Consider the following 17,912-nt stretch of genomic DNA (forward strand, 5'->3'; position numbering starts at 1 on the left):
TGGCCGCCGCCGAGGCCGAGGCCGTGGTGCTGACCGCGGACCGCGCCGAGGCCGAGACCGAGGAGCTGCGGACGGCGCTCGGGGCCGGTGGCACGGGCAAGGGCACCGCGGGCGCGATGCGGGGTGCGACGGGCGCGATCAAGGACCTGGAACGACGGCAGAAGTCCCGCCAGACGCGGGCGTCGCGCGATGCCCTGGACCGGGCGCTGATCGACCTCGCGACCTACTTCCGCGATGCACTGGTGGTGTCGGCGCACGCCGGCGGCGTCCAGGCGAACCACCCGGACATGGCCGAGCGGGTGGCGGCACTGGCCGCGCATGCCTCGCCCGAGAAGCTGCTGCGCTGCATCGAGGCGGTACTGAAGTGCCGCGAGGCGCTGGCGATCAACGTCAAACCCAAGTTCGCCGTCGACGCCATGGTCGCCACCATCGGCCAGGAACTGCGCGATTGACCCAACCCACTGACGCCGAGCGTCGACTTGTTGGGCGAATCCAGCGGGCTTGGCGTCAAAAAGCCGACGTTGGACGATGGGGGATTGATCCATAGTTGGGCGGGTGGGGCCGCCTGCCGTAGACTCGTGCCGCCCGGCGTGAGGGTGTGCCGCCTTAGCTCAGTCGGTAGAGCGATTCACTCGTAATGAATAGGTCGGGGGTTCGATTCCCCCAGGCGGCTCCATTATTTTCCGGAAATGCACCTCGTCGGCAACGCTAGAACGGGCGGAATCGTCCGGCGTGGTTCCGGCGGCGAACCTGTCCACGACGCTCGTGCGCGAGCCGACAACTCGCTAAGGGGTTGAGCCGTCCCCGTGGTTGGGCAGGTCATGCGAGCGCTGTAGGTCTCCAACTCTTATGGGTTCGTCGGGCAATCCCTGAGTTCGATCCCACTTGCATTCCGCGGGGTCGGTGCCCGGTGGGCAGGGGTCTGCAATGAGCGTCGGATTAAGTTCGCGCAGCGGCGGGCTGACGGGTGCGGCAACGACGACGGCCGCTCCGACGACGATGACCGCCAATAAGCAGGGACGAACGAATTTATCCATAGGCACCTCTGAGCAGCTCTGCCAGGGAACGATTAAGTTACACCCGTTGGGGTGAGCGACCTCAGAATTCACCTGATGCGGCAGTCCCGCTGAGCTTTGGTTGAATACGCGAATAGATCGGGGGTTCGATTCCCCCAGACGGCTCCACGTTTGTCCGGTCAGGCCGGTGCCACGAAACCGATCGGCCCCGACGCCAGGCACAACGACAGCGCGGCGGTGTTGGCCCGAACGGTGATCGCGTCCCCGGCGCCGGGCAGTCGGGCAAAGACCCGGTTCAGTCCAGGATGCACCGACACCTTGACGTCGGGCCCCTCGGATAGCGACAACGTCATCGAACCCTCGCTGTTGGCCAGGTAATTGAGTTCGACGGTCCAATCGGCGGGCAGCAGCGGCCCGTCGAGGATCATCCGCGCCGGCTTGTCCGGCTGGGCGAAATAGCCGCACTGCGGCATGGGCCCTGGCACGATGGTGCGGATCCAGGACACCCGCGCATTGATCAGCCGGCCGGAGCTGTCGATCATGCGCAATTGGGTTGTCGCCGAGGCGAATTCGGGCCTGTCCCGCAGCAGGGCGAACATGTGGCTGGCCAGGTTCTCCGGCGCGGCCACCCGTTGCAGCACCAGCGGATCGACCTCCTGATCCAGCAGCGGGGCATCCGAGGACGCGCGCGCGGCGGCCAGGCCGGCCCGCGCGTTCTGCAGGTAGGGCTGGGTCGGGTTGTCGCGCCAGCTGGTCAGGAAGGTCGCCGTCGAGTACAGGCTGCTGGCCACGAACCCCACCGCCAAACCCACTGTCGCGACGGTCCGTTTCGGAGAAGCGTCCAGCCACCGGGCAGTGGCCGGCCGGTTGGGTGCGCTGAGCGCGACGGCGGCCAGCAGCGCCAGCACCACGACGAGATCCGGCAGATAGCGCAGGGTCTGGGCGAGTTCCAGCGCGGTCTGCTTCGACGACCGCATCAGATAGATCGGCACCTGACAGGCGACGGTGTAGCCCGCCGCGGTCAGCCACACCGGCCCGATGCGTTGCTTGCGGAACAGCGACAGGGCAACCAGCCCGGCCAGCACCAGCCAGCCGAGCGCCATCACCGGCGGCGGGGGAGTGGCCCACGGCGAGGCCGGCGCCCAGCGGTCCCAGTGCCACGGCCCGCCGGCCAGCCCCGGCACGATGCCGTGAGTGATCGATCGCCACAGCAGATCCGCCGTCATCGAAAGGTCGGAACTCCACCGCTTTTGATTGACCACGGCCAGATACAGCGCCACCCAGGCGACGGTCAACGCCAGTGAGGGGATCCACAACCGCAGGCCCGCCCGCCACACGGTCCGCACCGCCGACCCCTCACCCCCCACGTGCCACAGCAACGCGGCCACAGCGAAGGCGACGAACGGAATGACGGCGGCCTTCTCGAAGAACAGCAGCCCGCCGCAGTAGACCAGCACGCCGGTCAGCGCGTAGCGCTGCTTACCGGTGCGGACCAGCAGGATCGCGTCGGCGCACACCCAGGCCAGCGCCGCCAGCATGGGCAGCGAGTTCAGCGCCGCCGCCCACCACGCGAACCCAGGCACCGCCAGCGGCGTGAACAGCGCGAACGTCAACGGCATCAGCAGCGCCCAGCGCCAGCCGAGGATGACGTACAGGGCCCGCAACAGCGCAAGCGAGGCCAGCAGCTGCAACACCAGCAGGCTGATCGCCGGGCCCGTCCAGTCCAGCGGCGCCAGCCGGACGATCGCGCCGGCGAGCAGGAACGCGGCCGGCATCACGTGGCCGTCGTGGTCGTCGAACAGGTACGACGGCGACAGCAGGCCGTGCGTGCCGGCCTTGCCGATGAGAATCAGGTCGTCCCAGTAGAAGTAGCCGTCGAATGCCAGCACCGCGCGGATGCCCAGCTGCAGCACGATGAGTGCGGCGGCCGCCGCCACGACTCCCCGCTTGTATGGTGGGCCGGTGCGCGCACTGGTCACCGGGGGAGCCGGATTCATCGGGTCGACGCTAGTCGACCGTCTGGTGGCCGACGGTCACGCAGTGGTGGCGCTGGACAACTTCGCCACCGGACGCGCGACCAACCTCGAGCACCTGGCCGACAATCCGGCGCACGTCTTCGTCGAGGCGGACATCGTGACCGCCGACCTGCACGCGATCCTCGACGAGCACCGGCCGGAGGTGGTGTTTCACCTGGCCGCGCAGATCGACGTGCGGCACTCGGTGGCCGACCCGCAATTCGACGCGTCGGTCAACGTCATCGGCACCATCCGCCTGGCCGAGGCGGCCCGCCTGACCGGGGTGCGCAAGATCGTGCACACCTCGTCGGGGGGATCCATCTACGGGACCCCGCCGGTGTACCCGACCCCCGAGTCGGTGCCAACCGATCCGGCGTCGCCCTACGCCGCGGGCAAGGTGGCCGGCGAGATCTACCTGAACACCTTTCGCAATCTGTACGGCCTGGATTGCTCGCACATCGCGCCCGCCAACGTGTACGGACCCCGCCAGGACCCACACGGCGAGGCGGGCGTCGTGGCGATCTTCGCCCAGGCACTGCTGGCGGGTAAGCCCACCAAGGTGTTCGGGGACGGCACCAAAACCCGCGACTACGTGTACGTCGACGACGTGGTGGACGCGTTCGTCAAGGCCGCCGGGCCCGCGGGCGGCGGTCAGCGGTTCAACGTCGGCACCGGCATCGAAACCTCAGACCGCCAACTGCATTCGGCGGTGGTCGCGGCCGTCGGGGGGCCCGACGACCCGGAGTTCCATCCGGATCGCCTGGGTGACCTGAGGCGGTCGTGCCTCGACATCGGTTTGGCCGAAAGGGTTTTGGGGTGGCGCCCCCAGGTTCAGCTGCACGACGGCGTGCGTCGCACGGTGGAGTACTTCCGCAAGGCCCGCACCGCGTGACCTTTCACCGAGCGTGCGCACGGTGCGAAATTCCGGCGGATTTTTCGCGATGATTACACGTTCGGCGCCTGCGGTTCGGGCTCCTGCGCGCCCTCCAAAGCCACCGCCCGGGCCAGTCTCGCGTAGCGCAACTCCAAGTCCTTGAACCGCATGTAGGTGCTCAGCGTGGTGAAGCAGAACGCCATGATCAGCGCGTAGAGCATCAGGTCGGTGCCGCGGCGCACGCCGAACCAGTGCGCCACCACCGTCGTGTCGTCGGGCCGCAGCACGGCATAGACGCCGGCCAGCACGAACAGGACGTACCCGACCTTGACCCACGCCTTAGACCGTGAGCTCCTCCGGGACCGCAGCAGATAGAACAACAGCGCGATGATCGCCCCGATCAGCAGTACCTGGATCCAGTTCATCTCGGAATCCTCCCTCGCAGAAACCCGTCGAAGATGATGTTGACGCCATTGAGGAGGGGCTGCCCCTTCGATTTCGAGTATTCGGTGTACAGCACCTCAACCGGTTGTTCGACGACGCGCCAACGGTTTTCGGCGATCAACATGACGAACTCGTTGGCGTGGCTCATGCCGCTCATGGTGATGTCAAGCCCGTCGGCGACCTTCTTGTTGAACACCCGCAGCCCATTGTTGGTGTCGGTCAAGCCAAGTCGGCGACCCCGCCGGCTCAACCGCGCGGCCGTCCGCAGCACGATCCGCTTGAAAAACGGCGGCCGGCTGCCTTCGTGGTTGGCGAACCGGGTCCCGATGACGACGTCGACGTCACCCGCGCCGAGCCGGTCGATCATCGCGGCCACGTCTTTGACGCGGTGCTGGCCGTCGGCGTCGAACGTGGCGAAGGCCCGCGCCCCGGGCTGCCTGCGGGCGTACTCGACGCCGGTCTGGATGGCCGCACCCTGGCCCAGGTTGATGGGATGGCGCACCAGGTGCGCCCCGGCCAGCCGGGCGATCTCGCCGGTGCCGTCGGTGCTGCCGTCGTCCACGCAGACGACGTGCTCGAAGGCCGAGCGCACATCGGCGATCACCTCGCCGATGACGGCGGCTTCGTTGAAGGCGGGAATGACGATCCAGACGCCGGGGTGTTGAGATTCAGTAGCCATCTAAGCCCACCAGGTTAGCCAGGATCAGCCGGTTAAGCGTCCGGCACGCGCGAGCGCCACCAGATGCACGCCGATTCCCACCATCGGGCCACACAACAGGGCGACCACGGTGCGCGTCTGCAGCGGCAGCGGCAACAACAGCAACAGCGCCGACGCCACCGTCGCACCGACCCAACCGAGCGCGTAGGCCCGATGCAGCGCCGCGGCGACCGTGGCGGCGCCGGTCAGCGTCAGCATCGCGATCGCCACGGCGGCCGCCGTCAGCCACGCCAGCAGCGCGCTGCTGGCCTGGTACTGCGGCCCGAAGGCGACCCGCAGCAACCAGGGGCCGATGACGCCCGCCGCCAGCACCCCGAACGCGCCGACGCCGCCGATGATCGCCGCCGGCGCGACCAGCGCCCGAAGCCGGTCGCTGCGCTCGTCGACGAAGTGAGCGATGAGGTTGCCCTGCATGGCGGTCAGCGGCACCAGCAGCGGCGCCCGGGTCAACGTGACGGCCAGGATGATGACGCCACCCTGTGCGCCCAACTCGCTGCTCGTCAGCTTCAGCAGCACCGGAAACCCCATCACCAGAATCGCGCTGGCCCCGGCCGCGGTGATGGAATGGGCGGCGCCGCGCAGGAAGGTCGCGGTGCTGCCCGGCGTCAGCAGCCGGGCCGCGGCGCGCGCCGTGGGCGAGGCCGCCAGGATGATCAGCCAGGCCGTCGCGCCCGCCACGGTGGCCCACAAGAATCCGGTCAGGCCCCAGCCGATCACGAACGTGGCCGCGGCGACCGTTACCCGGATCACCGCGTCGGTCACCATCAGCGCTCCGTACGACGTCCAGTGGTTGGTGCCGGCCAGCATGCCCAGCAGGGTGGCGTGCAGGCAGAACCCGGCCAGCCCGACGCTGAGCAGCCCCACCGACAACCAGCGTTCCTCGGCGAATACCCGCGCGCTCCACAACGGCGAGCTCCCGGCGATCACGACGGCCGCGGCCACGCCGATCATCGCGGCGAGCTGCAGCGGATGGGTACGGCTGACCGGCGCCGCCCCGATGTCGGTGAGGTAGCTGTCCGACCGGACCTCCCGGGTGGTCTCCTGCAGCAGGCCGAAGGCGGCCCCGGTGACCAGGCCGAACGCCCCCCAGAACACCCCGAATACCGAAAAGCCGCGCGGAGCCAGGTCGCGGGCGGCCAGATAGATCACCGCATACCCGCACAGCGCGGTCAGCGCGGTGGCGACGGCGACCCGGGCCACGCTGGCGCGCGCGACCGGCCCGGCTCCGGTAGAGGCTTGGGTACCGCCGGCTTCGGGCATCACCACAATTTGAAGATAGTAAGTGTGCCGGCGCAGACGGCCCGCGCCGGCGAGGCTGTCGCTATTGTGGGCGGCTGTTGGGAAGGATCCATGGCCGCGTTCCGCATCTTCGGGATCTCGCTGTTTTTCACCGTCGCGGCCCTTGCGGTCGGATATCTCCACGGCGGACTGAACGCCCTTTTTCTGCTGCTGGTGCTGGCCGTCCTCGAGGTGTCGCTCTCGTTCGACAACGCCATCATCAACGCGGCGATCCTGCAGCGGATGAGCCCGTTTTGGCGGCAGATGTTCCTGACGCTGGGGATCCTGATCGCCGTCTTCGGCATGCGGTTGGTCTTCCCGCTGCTCATCGTCTGGGCCACCGCGGGCCTCGAACCGGTTCGGGCGTTCGAGTTGGCGCTCAACCCACCGCCGCACGGCGCACTGGAATTCCCGGACGGCTCGCCCAGCTACGAAAAGCTGGTAGCCGCCGCCCACCCGCAGATCGCGGCGTTCGGCGGGACGTTCCTGTTGATGTTGTTTTTGGATTTCGTGTTTCACGACCGAGATATCAAGTGGCTCAAATGGATCGAGGTTCCGTTCGCGCGCATCGGGCGGCTCGGTCAGGTGTCGGTGGTGGTGGCCGGGGTCGCGCTGGTCCTCGCCGCGACGGAGCTGACGCACTCCAGCGAGGAGCGCGCGACGGTGCTGATTGCCGGGGTGCTGGGTCTGATCGCCTATCTGGTCGTCAACGGTTTGAGCCGGGCGTTCCAGCCGGACATCGCGGTGACGGACGGCAAGTCGGCCGGCAGCGCGGTCGGCAAGGCCGGCCTGACCCTGTTTGTCTATCTCGAGGTGCTCGACGCCGCCTTCTCGTTCGACGGGGTCACCGGCGCCTTCGCGATCACCTCGGACCCGATCATCATCGCGCTGGGCCTGGGGCTGGTCGGCTCGATGTTCGTCCGGTCGATCACCATCTACCTGGTCCAGCAGGACGCACTGGACCGCTACGTGTACCTGGAACACGGCGCCCACTGGGCGATCGGCGCGCTGGCCGTGATCATGTTGCTGTCCACCGAGCCGCGCTACCAGGTGCCCGAGGCGGTCACCGCGTCGGTCGGCGTGGTCTTCATCGGGGCGGCCCTGGGCTGGAGCGTGTTGCGCAATCGGCGCAACGCCGCCGCAATGAGCTAGGCCTCGATCTGGCCCGCGATCCGCCGTTCGATGGCGGCCCGGGCCGGCGCCGGCAACACGACCAGCCCGTCGAGTTCCTTGCCCGCCCGCAGGTAGGCGTTCTGTCGCTCCTCTCGCGTGGCCGCCTCGTCCTGCGCCAGGTGCAGCAGGTGCTGCGCGCGTGCCAGCCGTTGCTGGTCGTACTCCGAGAAGTCGCTGCGGCGGCGGCGAATAGCCTCGGCCTCGGCGATTTCGAACGCGCTGATGTACTCGTGGACGGCGTCGCGGTATTCCCGTTGCGCCGTGCGGTCGCCGGCGAGCTCCTCGGGCCGTTCCGGGCGCAACAGGTCCGCGCGCCGCTTCGCCCTGTGAAACGCGATGGTCAGCGGGTGGCGCATGTCCGTCATCATCGGGAAGTCCAGCACTTTGGCGAGGTCGAGTTCGTAGTCGAACCACCGCGCGTCGGTACGGTCATGCGACGCAATGAGTTTGGTGAGCTCTCGCCGCGAGCTCTCCTGAACGTTTCGTGCGCGCCCCGAAGCCTCCGCGACGGCGATCTTGGCCTGCTGCTTCAGCCGGTAGCGCTCCAGCCGCCGGTCGGCCCGGCGCTCGTTGGCGGCGGCGACCGCCCTGATGCCCGCGCCGATCGTGCCGCCCAGCGGGAAGATCAGCCACCAGAAAGCGCCGGCGAAATGCAGCATCGGGGTCACATCGCCAGGATGCCACCGAGCCGCGGGGCCCGGTTACGCCGAGAGCGTTAGTGCCCGGAAGCCTTGAACCGCTCCACCGAACGCTGCACCTCCGCCTCGGCTTCGGCGCGGTCAACCCAGTCGGCGGTCTTGACGTACTTGCCCGGTTCCAGGGCCTTGTATTGCGAGAAGAAATGCTTGATGACATCCAGCTCAAAGGGTGGAACGTCCCCGATGTCCTGGATTTGATCCCATCGGTGGTCACCGGCCGGCACGCACAACACCTTGTCGTCGCCGCCGTGCTCGTCCACCATCCGGAACATCGCCACCGGGCGGGCCTCCACGATCACGCCGGGGTACAGCGGCTCGGGCAGCAGCACCAGCGCGTCCAGCGGGTCGCCGTCCTCACCCAGGGTGTCCTCGATGAAGCCGTAGTCGGTGGGATAGGCCATCGAGGTGTACAGGTAGCGGTCCAGACGCACCCGGCCCGTCTCGTGATCGACCTCGTACTTGTTGCGTTGGCCTTTCGGAATTTCGATCGTGACGTCGAATTGCACCGCGTGGGCTCCTTCACGAGGGGTGGATCTGGGTGGGTCAGGTGGGTCCGGCATCACCCTAGTCGAGCGCATTGCGGCCTATTCGGCAGAATGGGTTCAAACAGTCAGGAGAGTGATGGGTCCTACTCGCTGGCGGAAATCCACCCAGGTGTTCATCGGGTTGGCCGTGCTGGCGTTCGTCGCCGCGGTGGTGGCTGCGGCAACGTTTTTCACCACGGGGGGTCACGGCGCCGGCGCCGCGCACGTCCCCGTGCCGCCGCCGCGCCCGCCGACCGTCAAGCCGGGGATGGTCCCGGTTGCTGACAGCGCCGAGACGCCCAGCCCCGGTGGGGTGGCCGCCGCGCTGGCGCCCGCGGCGGCGGATCCCAACCTGGGCCGGCTGGGTGGCCGGATCACCGACGCCAGCACCGGGAAGGAACTCTGGCAGGTGGCCGACGACGTGCCCCTGGTGCCGGCGTCGACCAACAAGGTCCTGACCGCGGCCGCGGCCCTGCTGACGCTGGACCGTCAGGCCCGGATCGGCACCCGGGTGGTCGCGGGCAGCCCCAACCCCCAGGGGCCCGTCGTGCTGGTGGGCGCGGGGGATCCGGTGCTGTCGGCGGCGCCGCCGGGCGTGGACACCTGGTACCGCGGTGCGGCGCGCATCAGTGACCTCGCCGAGCAGGTGCGCCGCAGCGGCGTGACCCCGACGGCGGTGCAGGTGGACACCTCGGCGTTCAGCGGGCCGACGATGGCGCAGGGCTGGGATCCGGCCGATGTCGACAACGGCGACATCGCGCCGATCGAGTCGGTGATGATTGACGCCGGCCGCATCCAGCCGACCTCGGTCAACTCCCGGCGGTCCAAGACGCCGGCGCTGGATGCCGGGCGGGAGCTGGCCAAGGCCCTCGGCCTGGACCCGGCCGCGGTGACGATCGCCTCGGCGCCGTCCGGCGCGCGGCAGCTGGCCGTCGTGCAGTCCGCGCCGTTGGTGCAGCGGCTGTCCGAGATGATGGACCATTCCGACAACGTGCTGGCCGAATGCATCGCCCGGGAGGTCGCGGCCGCGATCAACCGGCCGCAGAGCTTCGCCGGGGCGGTCGACGCGGTGACCAACCGGTTGAGCACTGCGCACGTCGACACCGCCGGCGTCGCGCTGCTGGATTCCAGCGGGCTTTCGGTCGACGACCGGCTGACGGCGAAGACGCTCGACGGGGTGGTGCAGGCGGCCGCCGGCCCGGACCAGCCGGCGCTGCGGGCGCTGCTGGACCTCCTCCCGATCGCCGGCGGCAGCGGCACGCTGGCCGACCGCTTCCTCGACCCGGCCACCGATCGCGGCCCCGCCGGGTGGCTGCGCGCCAAGACGGGCTCGCTGACCGCGATCAACTCGCTGGTCGGCGTGCTCACCGACCGCAGCGGGCGGGTGCTCACGTTCGCGTTCATCTCCAACGCCGCGGGCCCGAACGGTCGCAACGCGATGGACGCCCTGGCCGCCAAGCTGTGGTTCTGCGGGTGCGCATGACCGCCTCGTCGAGCCTGACCCTCGGGACCGCCGTCGACTGGCGATTCGCGGCGACCGTCGGCCAGCGCCTGGCCCGGCCCGGCCCGGCGGCCAGCGACTACACCCGCCGCCAGGTGATCGAGGAGCTGACGAGCGCGGCCGCGAAAGCCGAACCGCCGGTGCGCGACGTCACGGGGTTGATCACCGACGGCGTGGTGCCGGCGGCCCGCGTCGTCGACCGCGTGCAGTGGATCGGCGCGGCGGCCGAGTCGATGCGGGTGATGACCAACGGAGGCGAAAAGCCGCGGGGGTTCTTCACCGGCCGCATCACGGGCGCGCAGACCGGCGCAGTGCTGGCGTTTGTGTCGTCGGGGATTCTCGGCCAGTACGACCCGTTCGCCGGCGCGAAGGAGGGCTGCCTGCTGCTGGTGTACCCGAACGTCATCGCCGTCGAGCGCCAGCTTCGGGTCGAGCCCTCCGACTTCCGGTTGTGGGTGTGCCTGCACGAGGTGACCCACCGCGTCCAGTTCACCGCCAACCCGTGGTTGTCCGACTACATGTCCCAGGCGCTGGGGCTGCTGACGCAGGACGCGGGGGAGGACATCCGCGAGGTGGCGAGCCGGCTCGCCGAATTCGTCCGCAGCCGCGGTAACGGCGAGGTCGCGTCGGACGGCAGCTCGTCGGGGATTCTCGGCCTGGTGCGCGCGGTGCAGTCCGAGCCGCAACGCGAGGCCCTGGATCAGCTGCTGGTGCTCGGGACGCTGCTGGAGGGCCACGCCGATCACGTGATGGATGCCGTCGGGCCGGTCGTGGTGCCGTCGGTGGCCAGCATCCGCCGCCGGTTCGACGAGCGTCGCCATCGCAAGCAACCGCCGCTGCAGCGGCTGCTGCGCGCACTGCTGGGCCTCGACGCCAAGCTCAGCCAGTACACCCGCGGCAAGGCGTTCGTCGACCACGTCGTGGGCAAGGTCGGAATGGAGCGGTTCAACACCGTCTGGTCGGGCCCCGAAACGCTGCCGCTGCCCGCCGAAATCGAAGACCCCCAGCGATGGATCGACAGGGTGCTGTAGGGCAGCTGCGCGCGGCTGTCGAGGCTTTTGCCAATACCTATCTCGCCACCGGGGAGCAGTGGCGCGTGGCCCTCTCCGGCGGCCCGGACTCGCTGGCGCTCACCGCGGTCGCGGCCCCGCTTCGTCCCACCACCGCCCTGATCGTCGACCACGGCCTGCAGCCCGGCTCGGCCGCCGTCGCCGAGACCGCCCGGAAGCAGGCGGTCGCCCTGGGATGTGTTGACGCGCAAGTGCTTTGCGTGGAGGTGGGTAAGGACGGGGGCCCGGAGGCGGCGGCGCGCGCCGCGCGCTATGCGGCGCTGCGCGCCTGCGGTGACGGCCCGGTGCTGCTGGCGCACACGCTCGACGATCAGGCGGAGACGGTGCTGCTGGGGCTCGGCCGCGGCTCCGGGGGGCGCTCGATCGCCGGGATGCGCCCGCACGATCCCCCGTGGTGTCGGCCGCTGTTGGGGGTGCGGCGGTCCGCGACGCACGCCGCGTGCGCGGAACTGGGAATGACCGCCTGGCAGGACCCGCACAACAGCGACCGGCGCTTCACCCGGGCCCGGCTGCGACTCGAGGTGCTGCCGCTGCTGGAGGACGTGCTGGGCGGCGGCGTGGCCGAGGCGTTGGCGCGCACCGCGACCGCGTTGCGTGAGGACACCGAGATGATCGATGCGCTCGCCGCGCAGGCGCTGCCCGACGTGCGGGCGGGGTCGGGGCTGCAGGCCCGGGCGCTGGCCGCGCTGCCGGACCCGGTTCGACGGGGCGTGATTCGCGGCTGGCTGCTGGCCGGGGGCGCGACCGGCTTGACCGACAAGCAGATTCGCGGTGTGGACACGCTCGTCACGGCGTGGCGCGGGCAGGGTGGGGTCGCAGTGGGCTCCGCGTTGCGCGGTGAGCGGTTGATCGCCGGGCGGCGCGACGGCGTGCTCGCGATATGGCGCGAACCTGTGTAAGAACGGGCCGTCGTTGGTTATTCGCCCGCTGGCGTGGCACTCTGTGGGCGTGGCCCAGATCTCCCCGGCTATCACCCCCGCGCAGCCCGTGGAGCTGTATCCGGGGGATATCAAGTCGGTGCTGCTCACCGCGGAGCAGATTCAGGCCCGCATCGCCGAACTCGGCGAGGAAATCGGCCACCACTATCGCGACCTTGCCAGCGAGACCGGCGAGGATCTGCTGCTGATCACCGTGCTCAAGGGCGCGGTGATTTTCGTCACGGACCTGGCCCGCGCGATCCCGGTGCCCACCCAGTTCGAATTCATGGCCGTGAGCTCCTACGGCTCCTCGACGTCCTCGTCGGGCGTGGTGCGGATCATGAAGGACCTGGACCGCGATATCCACGATCGCGACGTGCTGATCGTCGAGGACGTCGTCGACTCCGGGCTCACTCTGTCGTGGTTGCTGCGCAACCTGAAGAGCCGGCAGCCGCGTTCGTTGCGGGTGTGCACGCTGCTTCGCAAGCCCGACGCGGCGCGCGCCAAAGCCGAGATCGCCTACGTGGGCTTCGACATTCCGAACGACTTCGTGGTGGGCTACGGCCTGGATTACGACGAGCGCTACCGCGACCTGTCGTACATCGGCACCCTGGATCCCAGGGTCTACGAGCAGTAGCCGAGCCTAGCGGCGATCGCAAGCGCGGCGAAGCCGGGCGCTGCGGGTCGCCGCCATCGGGCTAGTCCAATTCCCACACCGCGGTCACCGAGAAACTCACGGTCTGCTGGCCCGGTTCCAGCGGGACCGCGGCCATGCTCCGAGGCGGAACCGGCGGCCCGCCGGGCGCCGGCTGGCTGCCCGACACCTCCGAGATGGAAAGCACCCTACCCAGCCGCAGGCCGGACAACTGGGCGTACTGGTCGGCGCGGGCCTTGGCATCGTTGAATGCCCGCGCACGGGCGTCCTTGACCAGCTGCGAGTCGTCGGCGACGGAGTAGCTGACCGAGCTGATCCGGGTGGCGTCGCCGCCGGTGCTGATGATGAGCGCCAGCATCCCTGACGCGGCGTCGGTCGGGTGGATCTTGACCTGGATCGCGTTGGTCGCGCGGTAGCCCGTAATCGAGGCGGTGCCACTGGCACCCGGGTTGCTGTACTGGGGCTCGAGGGTGACCGTGGTGGTGCTGATGTCTTTGCGGTCCAGGCCCGCGCCGACGAGCGCGTTGATCACCGCCTGCTGGCGATCATTGGTCTGGTTCATCGCGGCGGTGACGTCGGGCGCGGCGAATTCGATGCCGGCGTCGGCGGTCAAGGTGTCCGGGACGCCCTGGACCTGCCCCGAGCCGACGACGGTCACTTGACGCGGATTCGTCCCCGCCGCCGGCGCGGCATTGTGCTTGTCGCACGCCGACAGAACGGCGACGGTCAAGCCGGCGGCGGCCAAAGCAATCGATTTGCGGACCATGTGTGGACACTAGCGCTCCCGGCCGCTTTTTTAGCGTCCGCGAAGCCTAGTGCGTGTCGTGGCAACCTGACCGAAGATCATGTCGAACTCTAATCATATTGCTTTGCTACATCTTTCATGTGATCCCCAAAAGGTGCAGCACATTGGTGCAGCTAAATGAACAGTTTCCGACCCGCCCATGAATACGGCGCCCGAAGGGTTGCGATGACCCCAACGGGGCGGGCCTAACCTCTGAGCTGCTTCGGTGACGCCTTCGGTTACCGAAATACGTTGATCGAGCTCGCGTTTGGGAGGACATATGTCAATCGTGATCACACAGCGCCGCCCCGACGACCGGGGATCGTCCCAGCGGCCGCGGATGTGGTGTCGATGCTGACCGCCGCGCACTTCGCTTCGCACGCAAAGCTTTACCAGGCGGTCAGTGCCCAGGCCGTGACCCTGCGGGAGCTGTTGGCGACCACGCTCGGCGTCGGCGCCGGCTCGACGGCCTGTCGGCAGTTTCATCACCGAGCTGGGCCGCAACTTCGCGGTGATTACGAACAGGCCAACGCCCACGGGCAGAAGGTGCAGGCGGCCGGCAGCAACATGGCCAGCACCGACAGCACGGTGGGCTCCATTGACCTAGGGTGTCACGAGAATCTTGCAGTGCCGCTCGGGGTCGGCCAGGTCGTCGAAGGCCTGCCCGACCCCGTTCAGCCCGACCTCACCGGTAATCACCGGGGTGACGTCGATCTCCCCCTCGGCCAGCGCGCGCAGCGAGTCGCCGAACTCCTCCGGGTTGTAGGCCAGCACGAACTGCACGTTGATCTCCTTGGCGATCGCAAAGAAAGGGTGCACGGTGTCGGGCTGCATGCACACCCCGGCGACGACCAGGCGCGTGCCCGGTCGCGCCCGCCGCAGCACGTCGTCGATGATCCCCGGCACCCCGACCGCCTCGAACACGACCGCGGGTTTGACGGAGTCGAAGGGCGAACCCTGGGCCGCATCCAGCGTCTGGTGCGCGCCCATCGCCGTGGCAAGTTCGCGCCGTTTCGGCGAAAAATCCGACGCCACAATGGTTTCGACCCCGCGCGCTTGAAGGGCCGCGATGATGGCGATGCCGATCGGACCGCAACCGAGCACCAGGGCGGTCTCGCCCGGCGTGATGTTGGACTTGTTGACGGCGTGCAACCCCACCGCCATGGGTTCGGTCAACGCGGCATGCTTGAGGTCGAGGCCGTTGGGGATGGCCAGCAACAGTGGCGCCGAGAGCAGCATCCGTTCGGCGTAGCCGCCAACAGTGCTGTTGCTATAGACGATCGGCTCAACGCCCTTGGTGGACAGCAGTACGGGAATCGAGGTGACCAGAGTTCCGGGCGGATGGGTTTCCGTGTCGGGTCCGGCTTCGAGCACCTCGGCGCTGAATTCGTGACCCATGTAGACGTCGCTGCTCAGATCGACGCCCATGCCTCCGGCGCCGGCGGCCACCTGGGCCGTCATCTCCACCACCTCGTCACCGTGGGCGGCGAAATGCAAGTCAGAGCCGCAGATTCCACACGCTCGCACACCGACCAACACCTGACCCGGCCCGGGCACCGGCTCGGGCACGTCGTCCCGGTAGACCATCCGGCCTTCTCGTAATACCGCAGCGCGCATCAGCTTCCCACGCCTTTCTGCTCGTCGACATGCTCGGTGATGGCTTTGACGATGGCCTCGCCGGCGCGTCCGATCAATTGGTCGCGTCTGCCCCTGGCCCAGTCGTGAGATGACCGCGACGCTTCGAGCTGTCCCTTGAAATAGGGAATCACCTTGCGGGCCACCAGGTCATAGCAGTGGTAGGTCGCTTCGGGCGAGGCCCAATCGTGGCCGAGCATCAGCAACGTTCCGAAACCGCCGGACCGTTCGAGCAGGTCGTCGATGTGCGCGATCGCGTCCTCGGGCGTGCCGATGCAGCAATTGCCTTTGGCCGCATAGTCCGCGACGAACTCGTGCGGCGTCTGCGCCTCGCCGTCGACGGCGTTGGACAGCGGCACGAACCCCGCCGCGCCGAAGTAATTGGCGAAATCCTGGAGGCCGTAGGTGCAATCGTCGATCGCCTGCTCCCGGCTGTCTGCAATGTGCATGATGCTCAAGACGCGCCAGTCGGCCCTGTCCGGCTCGTCGCGGCCGACCTTGGCGGCCTGCTCGCGCACCACCTCCCAGGTGTTGTCCAGAGCGGCGTAGCCGCCCGGCACCGACATCGACAGCGACAGCAGCGACGTGCCCAGAGCACCGGCCAGCCGCGGCCCGGACGGCGAAATCATTGCCGCGGTGGAGATCTCCGGGTAGGGCCACGTGTAGGGGCGGATGTGCAGCTGCGCGTCGCGCAGGGTGAACCAGTCGGTGTGGCGGTCGACTCGTTCGGATGGGCCCGCGCGGAACAGCGCCAGGATCGCCTCGAGGGATTCCTGCATCATGTGTCGCTGATCGACCGGGTCGATGCCCATCATGTACGCGTCCGACGGCAGCGCGCCGGGGCCGGTGCCGAACATGACCCGGCCGCGGGTCAGGTGGTCCAGCAGCACCCAGCGGTCGGCCACCATCAGCGGATGGTGGTAGGGCAGCGAGACCACTCCGGTGCCCAGCCGGATGTGCTTGGTCCGCTCCGCCGCGGCCGCAATGAACACTTCCGGGCAGGCGATCAGCTCGTAGCCACCGGAATGGTGCTCGCCGAACCAGGCTTCGTCGAACCCGAGGCGGTCCAGCGCGACGACGCGCTCCATGTCGTATTCCAATGCCACCGTGGGGGATTGGCCGACGGGATGAAAAGGCGTGATGAAGACGCCGAAACGCAGCGGCACGCTCATCGCAGCTCCAATCCGTTGAGGAACTCCAACAGGGCGGCGTTGACTTCCTCGGGCCGCTCCTGTTGCAGCCAGTGCCCCGCGCCCTCGATCATCAGCTGGTGGTACGGCCCGGAGATCGCCTCCGACGCGCGGTCGACGCGGGTGAACGCCAACACCGGATCGGCCGTCCCGGCGATAAACAAACACGGCACAGCGATTTTGGCGTCCGTGAGCTCCGGCGTGGTCTCCCAGTTGCGGTCGAAGTTGCGGTACCAGTTCAGGCCGCCGGTGAAGCCGGTGCGGGCGAACTCGGCGATGTAATGGTCGAGTTCCTCCTGGCTGATCCAATCCGGCAGCCCGTCGGGTTCGGGAAGGCGGTCGATGAAACCGTCGGGGCCCGGAGCCACCATTCGCAGGCCCGCGCCCGGGTCCGCGGATGTCCCCAGCCCGCCCATCATCCGGCGCATCGTGCGGGCGGGATCGGCGTCGAGTTCGGCGTCGGCAACGCCGGGTTGCTGGAAGTAGAGGATGTAGAAGAAGTTTTCGCCGAATCGCTTGCGCCACGTCTGTGTCGGCGCCTCCTTCGGTCGGGGCAGCGCCGGCACGCTGAGCGCGGCGACGGCAGCGACCCGGTCGGGGTGCAACAGCGGCGCGTGCCAGACCACGGGCGCACCCCAGTCGTGCCCGACCCAGACGGCGCGCTGGGCGCCGACGTCGTCGAGCAGCCCGACCAGGTCGGCGGTCAGCTCGTGAATGTTGTACGCCTCGATCGCATCCGGACGCGATGAGCCGCCGTAGCCGCGCTGATCGGGCGCCAGCACGTGATAGCCGGCGTCGGCGAGAGCCGGTATCTGGTGCCGCCATGAATAGGCCAGTTCGGGAAAGCCGTGCGCCAGGATCACCACGGGCGCGCCGCGGTCTCCCGCCTCGGTCACCCGCAACTGCACGCCATTGGTGTCTACTAACCGTTGGGTCGACGAAAGCACCGTCTCACCAAATCACAAGGATCCCGGGCTGAGAAGGGCCTTTTCTTCGCGGAGCCGGTCGCACCGCGACCCTCGGCGATTGTGTGGTTTGCCACGTCGGGAACCACATGGGGAACTGCCGCTCGTTGTGTCGTGAGGATGGTGCCGACCCGCTGCGCCCCGGCTCTGCCGGGGCTGGCGATCGGCACTAGCGGTAGCCTGGACTTTTCCAGCTTCGTGTATCGGGGAAGGACCTGGCCGACGAGGCCGATGATTGATGAACCGGAAAAACGTGATTCGCACCCTCACGGCGATCGCCGTTGTGGTGCTGCTGGGTTGGTCGTTCTTTTACTTCAGCGACGACACCCGCGGTTACAAGCCCGTCGACACCTCGGTCGCGATGTCGCAGATCAACGGCGACAACGTCAAAAGCGCGCAGATCGATGACCGTGAGCAGCAACTGCGGTTGACCCTGAAGAAGGGCAACAACGACA

At 68.5% G+C, this 17,912-nt stretch carries 18 protein-coding genes, 1 tRNA gene and 2 pseudogenes; 11 read left to right on the forward strand and 10 right to left on the reverse strand.

The window, feature by feature from the left end; translation table 11 throughout:
- Positions 1-452: DNA polymerase III subunit delta' C-terminal domain-containing protein (locus JWP83_RS28445; RefSeq protein ID WP_297738283.1), on the forward strand; the 452-nt coding region annotated here is incomplete at its 5' end.
- A 148-nt stretch (positions 453-600) separates the two neighbouring features.
- A tRNA-Thr gene (locus tag JWP83_RS28450) sits at positions 601-676 on the forward strand.
- 519 nt (positions 677-1,195) lie between these two features.
- Here JWP83_RS28450 and JWP83_RS28455 read toward each other — a convergent pair.
- Positions 1,196-3,013 carry a hypothetical protein gene (locus JWP83_RS28455; RefSeq protein ID WP_297738285.1) on the reverse strand — a complete coding sequence of 606 codons (1,818 nt, stop codon included), beginning with the start codon at positions 3,011-3,013 and terminating at the stop codon, positions 1,196-1,198.
- Between JWP83_RS28455 and JWP83_RS28460 the strand changes: the two genes are divergently transcribed.
- Positions 2,979-3,923 (forward strand): NAD-dependent epimerase/dehydratase family protein, encoded by a 945-nt coding sequence (locus JWP83_RS28460; RefSeq protein ID WP_297738287.1) that lies wholly within the window; start codon positions 2,979-2,981, stop codon positions 3,921-3,923. The two genes, JWP83_RS28455 and JWP83_RS28460, sit on opposite strands and share 35 nt — an antisense overlap.
- A gap of 53 nt (positions 3,924-3,976) precedes the next feature.
- Here JWP83_RS28460 and JWP83_RS28465 read toward each other — a convergent pair whose 3' ends face one another.
- Genes JWP83_RS28465 through JWP83_RS28475 form a run of 3 tightly spaced genes read right to left on the reverse strand, consistent with a single transcriptional unit; the run spans position 3,977 to position 6,327 of the window.
- Positions 3,977-4,330 carry a DUF2304 domain-containing protein gene (locus JWP83_RS28465; RefSeq protein ID WP_297738289.1) on the reverse strand — a complete coding sequence of 118 codons (354 nt, stop codon included), beginning with the start codon at positions 4,328-4,330 and terminating at the stop codon, positions 3,977-3,979.
- Positions 4,327-5,028, reverse strand: coding sequence for a glycosyltransferase family 2 protein (locus JWP83_RS28470; protein WP_297738291.1), 702 nt, complete (start codon positions 5,026-5,028; stop codon positions 4,327-4,329). The genes JWP83_RS28465 and JWP83_RS28470 overlap by 4 nt, the downstream gene beginning before the upstream one ends.
- 24 nt (positions 5,029-5,052) lie before the next feature.
- Positions 5,053-6,327: a hypothetical protein gene (locus JWP83_RS28475; RefSeq protein ID WP_297738293.1), complete on the reverse strand. Its 1,275-nt coding sequence runs from the start codon at positions 6,325-6,327 to the stop codon at positions 5,053-5,055.
- Positions 6,328-6,417: 90 nt separating this feature from the next.
- Between JWP83_RS28475 and JWP83_RS28480 the strand changes: the two genes are divergently transcribed.
- The gene (locus tag JWP83_RS28480) at positions 6,418-7,497 is read left to right on the forward strand and encodes a DUF475 domain-containing protein (protein ID WP_297738296.1); all 1,080 of its coding nucleotides are present in this window, start codon (positions 6,418-6,420) and stop codon (positions 7,495-7,497) included.
- On the opposite strand, the gene JWP83_RS28485 is transcribed toward JWP83_RS28480, so the two are convergent.
- Positions 7,494-8,177 carry a hypothetical protein gene (locus JWP83_RS28485; protein ID WP_297738312.1) on the reverse strand — a complete coding sequence of 228 codons (684 nt, stop codon included), beginning with the start codon at positions 8,175-8,177 and terminating at the stop codon, positions 7,494-7,496. The genes JWP83_RS28480 and JWP83_RS28485 overlap by 4 nt on opposite strands.
- A 56-nt stretch (positions 8,178-8,233) precedes the next feature.
- Positions 8,234-8,722 carry an inorganic diphosphatase gene (locus tag JWP83_RS28490; protein ID WP_297738298.1) on the reverse strand — a complete coding sequence of 163 codons (489 nt, stop codon included), beginning with the start codon at positions 8,720-8,722 and terminating at the stop codon, positions 8,234-8,236.
- Between the two features lie 115 nt (positions 8,723-8,837).
- On the opposite strand from JWP83_RS28490, the gene dacB reads away from it, so the two are divergent.
- From dacB to hpt, 4 genes are read left to right on the forward strand one after another with little or no spacing between them, the layout of a single operon-like run.
- Positions 8,838-10,223 carry a D-alanyl-D-alanine carboxypeptidase/D-alanyl-D-alanine-endopeptidase gene (gene dacB, locus JWP83_RS28495; protein WP_297738300.1) on the forward strand — a complete coding sequence of 462 codons (1,386 nt, stop codon included), beginning with the start codon at positions 8,838-8,840 and terminating at the stop codon, positions 10,221-10,223.
- On the forward strand, positions 10,220-11,272 hold the full coding sequence (locus JWP83_RS28500) for a zinc-dependent metalloprotease (RefSeq protein WP_297738314.1): 1,053 nt from the start codon (positions 10,220-10,222) through the stop codon (positions 11,270-11,272). The genes dacB and JWP83_RS28500 overlap by 4 nt, the downstream gene beginning before the upstream one ends.
- Positions 11,251-12,210, forward strand: coding sequence for a tRNA lysidine(34) synthetase TilS (tilS, locus tag JWP83_RS28505; protein ID WP_297738302.1), 960 nt, complete (start codon positions 11,251-11,253; stop codon positions 12,208-12,210). The genes JWP83_RS28500 and tilS overlap by 22 nt, the downstream gene beginning before the upstream one ends.
- A gap of 43 nt (positions 12,211-12,253) precedes the next feature.
- Positions 12,254-12,865, forward strand: a complete 612-nt coding sequence (hpt, locus tag JWP83_RS28510; RefSeq protein WP_297738316.1) for a hypoxanthine phosphoribosyltransferase — start codon at positions 12,254-12,256, stop codon at positions 12,863-12,865.
- 61 nt (positions 12,866-12,926) lie between these two features.
- On the opposite strand, the gene JWP83_RS28515 is transcribed toward hpt, so the two are convergent.
- Positions 12,927-13,649, reverse strand: coding sequence for an SIMPL domain-containing protein (locus JWP83_RS28515; RefSeq protein WP_297738304.1), 723 nt, complete (start codon positions 13,647-13,649; stop codon positions 12,927-12,929).
- A 336-nt stretch (positions 13,650-13,985) separates the two neighbouring features.
- On the opposite strand from JWP83_RS28515, the pseudogene JWP83_RS28520 reads away from it, so the two are divergent.
- Positions 13,986-14,138 (forward strand): annotated as a pseudogene (locus tag JWP83_RS28520) (PE family protein); the annotation flags it as partial.
- Positions 14,121-14,264: pseudogene (locus JWP83_RS28525) on the forward strand (type VII secretion protein EsxI); the annotation flags it as partial. The pseudogenes JWP83_RS28520 and JWP83_RS28525, both read left to right, overlap by 18 nt.
- A gap of 6 nt (positions 14,265-14,270) precedes the next feature.
- On the opposite strand, the gene JWP83_RS28530 reads toward JWP83_RS28525, so the two are convergent.
- Genes JWP83_RS28530 through JWP83_RS28540 form a run of 3 tightly spaced genes read right to left on the reverse strand, consistent with a single transcriptional unit; the run spans position 14,271 to position 17,439 of the window.
- The gene (locus tag JWP83_RS28530; RefSeq protein ID WP_297738305.1) at positions 14,271-15,284 is read right to left on the reverse strand and encodes a zinc-binding dehydrogenase; all 1,014 of its coding nucleotides are present in this window, start codon (positions 15,282-15,284) and stop codon (positions 14,271-14,273) included.
- Positions 15,284-16,474 (reverse strand): LLM class flavin-dependent oxidoreductase, encoded by a 1,191-nt coding sequence (locus JWP83_RS28535; protein WP_297738307.1) that lies wholly within the window; start codon positions 16,472-16,474, stop codon positions 15,284-15,286. Before JWP83_RS28535 ends, JWP83_RS28530 begins: the two co-directional genes overlap by 1 nt.
- Positions 16,471-17,439 carry an alpha/beta hydrolase gene (locus JWP83_RS28540; RefSeq protein WP_297738309.1) on the reverse strand — a complete coding sequence of 323 codons (969 nt, stop codon included), beginning with the start codon at positions 17,437-17,439 and terminating at the stop codon, positions 16,471-16,473. Before JWP83_RS28540 ends, JWP83_RS28535 begins: the two co-directional genes overlap by 4 nt.
- Before the next feature lie 256 nt (positions 17,440-17,695).
- Here JWP83_RS28540 and JWP83_RS28545 point away from each other — a divergent pair.
- Positions 17,696-17,912: ATP-dependent metallopeptidase FtsH/Yme1/Tma family protein (locus JWP83_RS28545; RefSeq protein WP_297738310.1), on the forward strand; the 217-nt coding region annotated here is incomplete at its 3' end.

The sequence above is a fragment of the Mycobacterium sp. genome (genome assembly GCF_025965855.1).
Taxonomy (GTDB): domain Bacteria; phylum Actinomycetota; class Actinomycetes; order Mycobacteriales; family Mycobacteriaceae; genus Mycobacterium.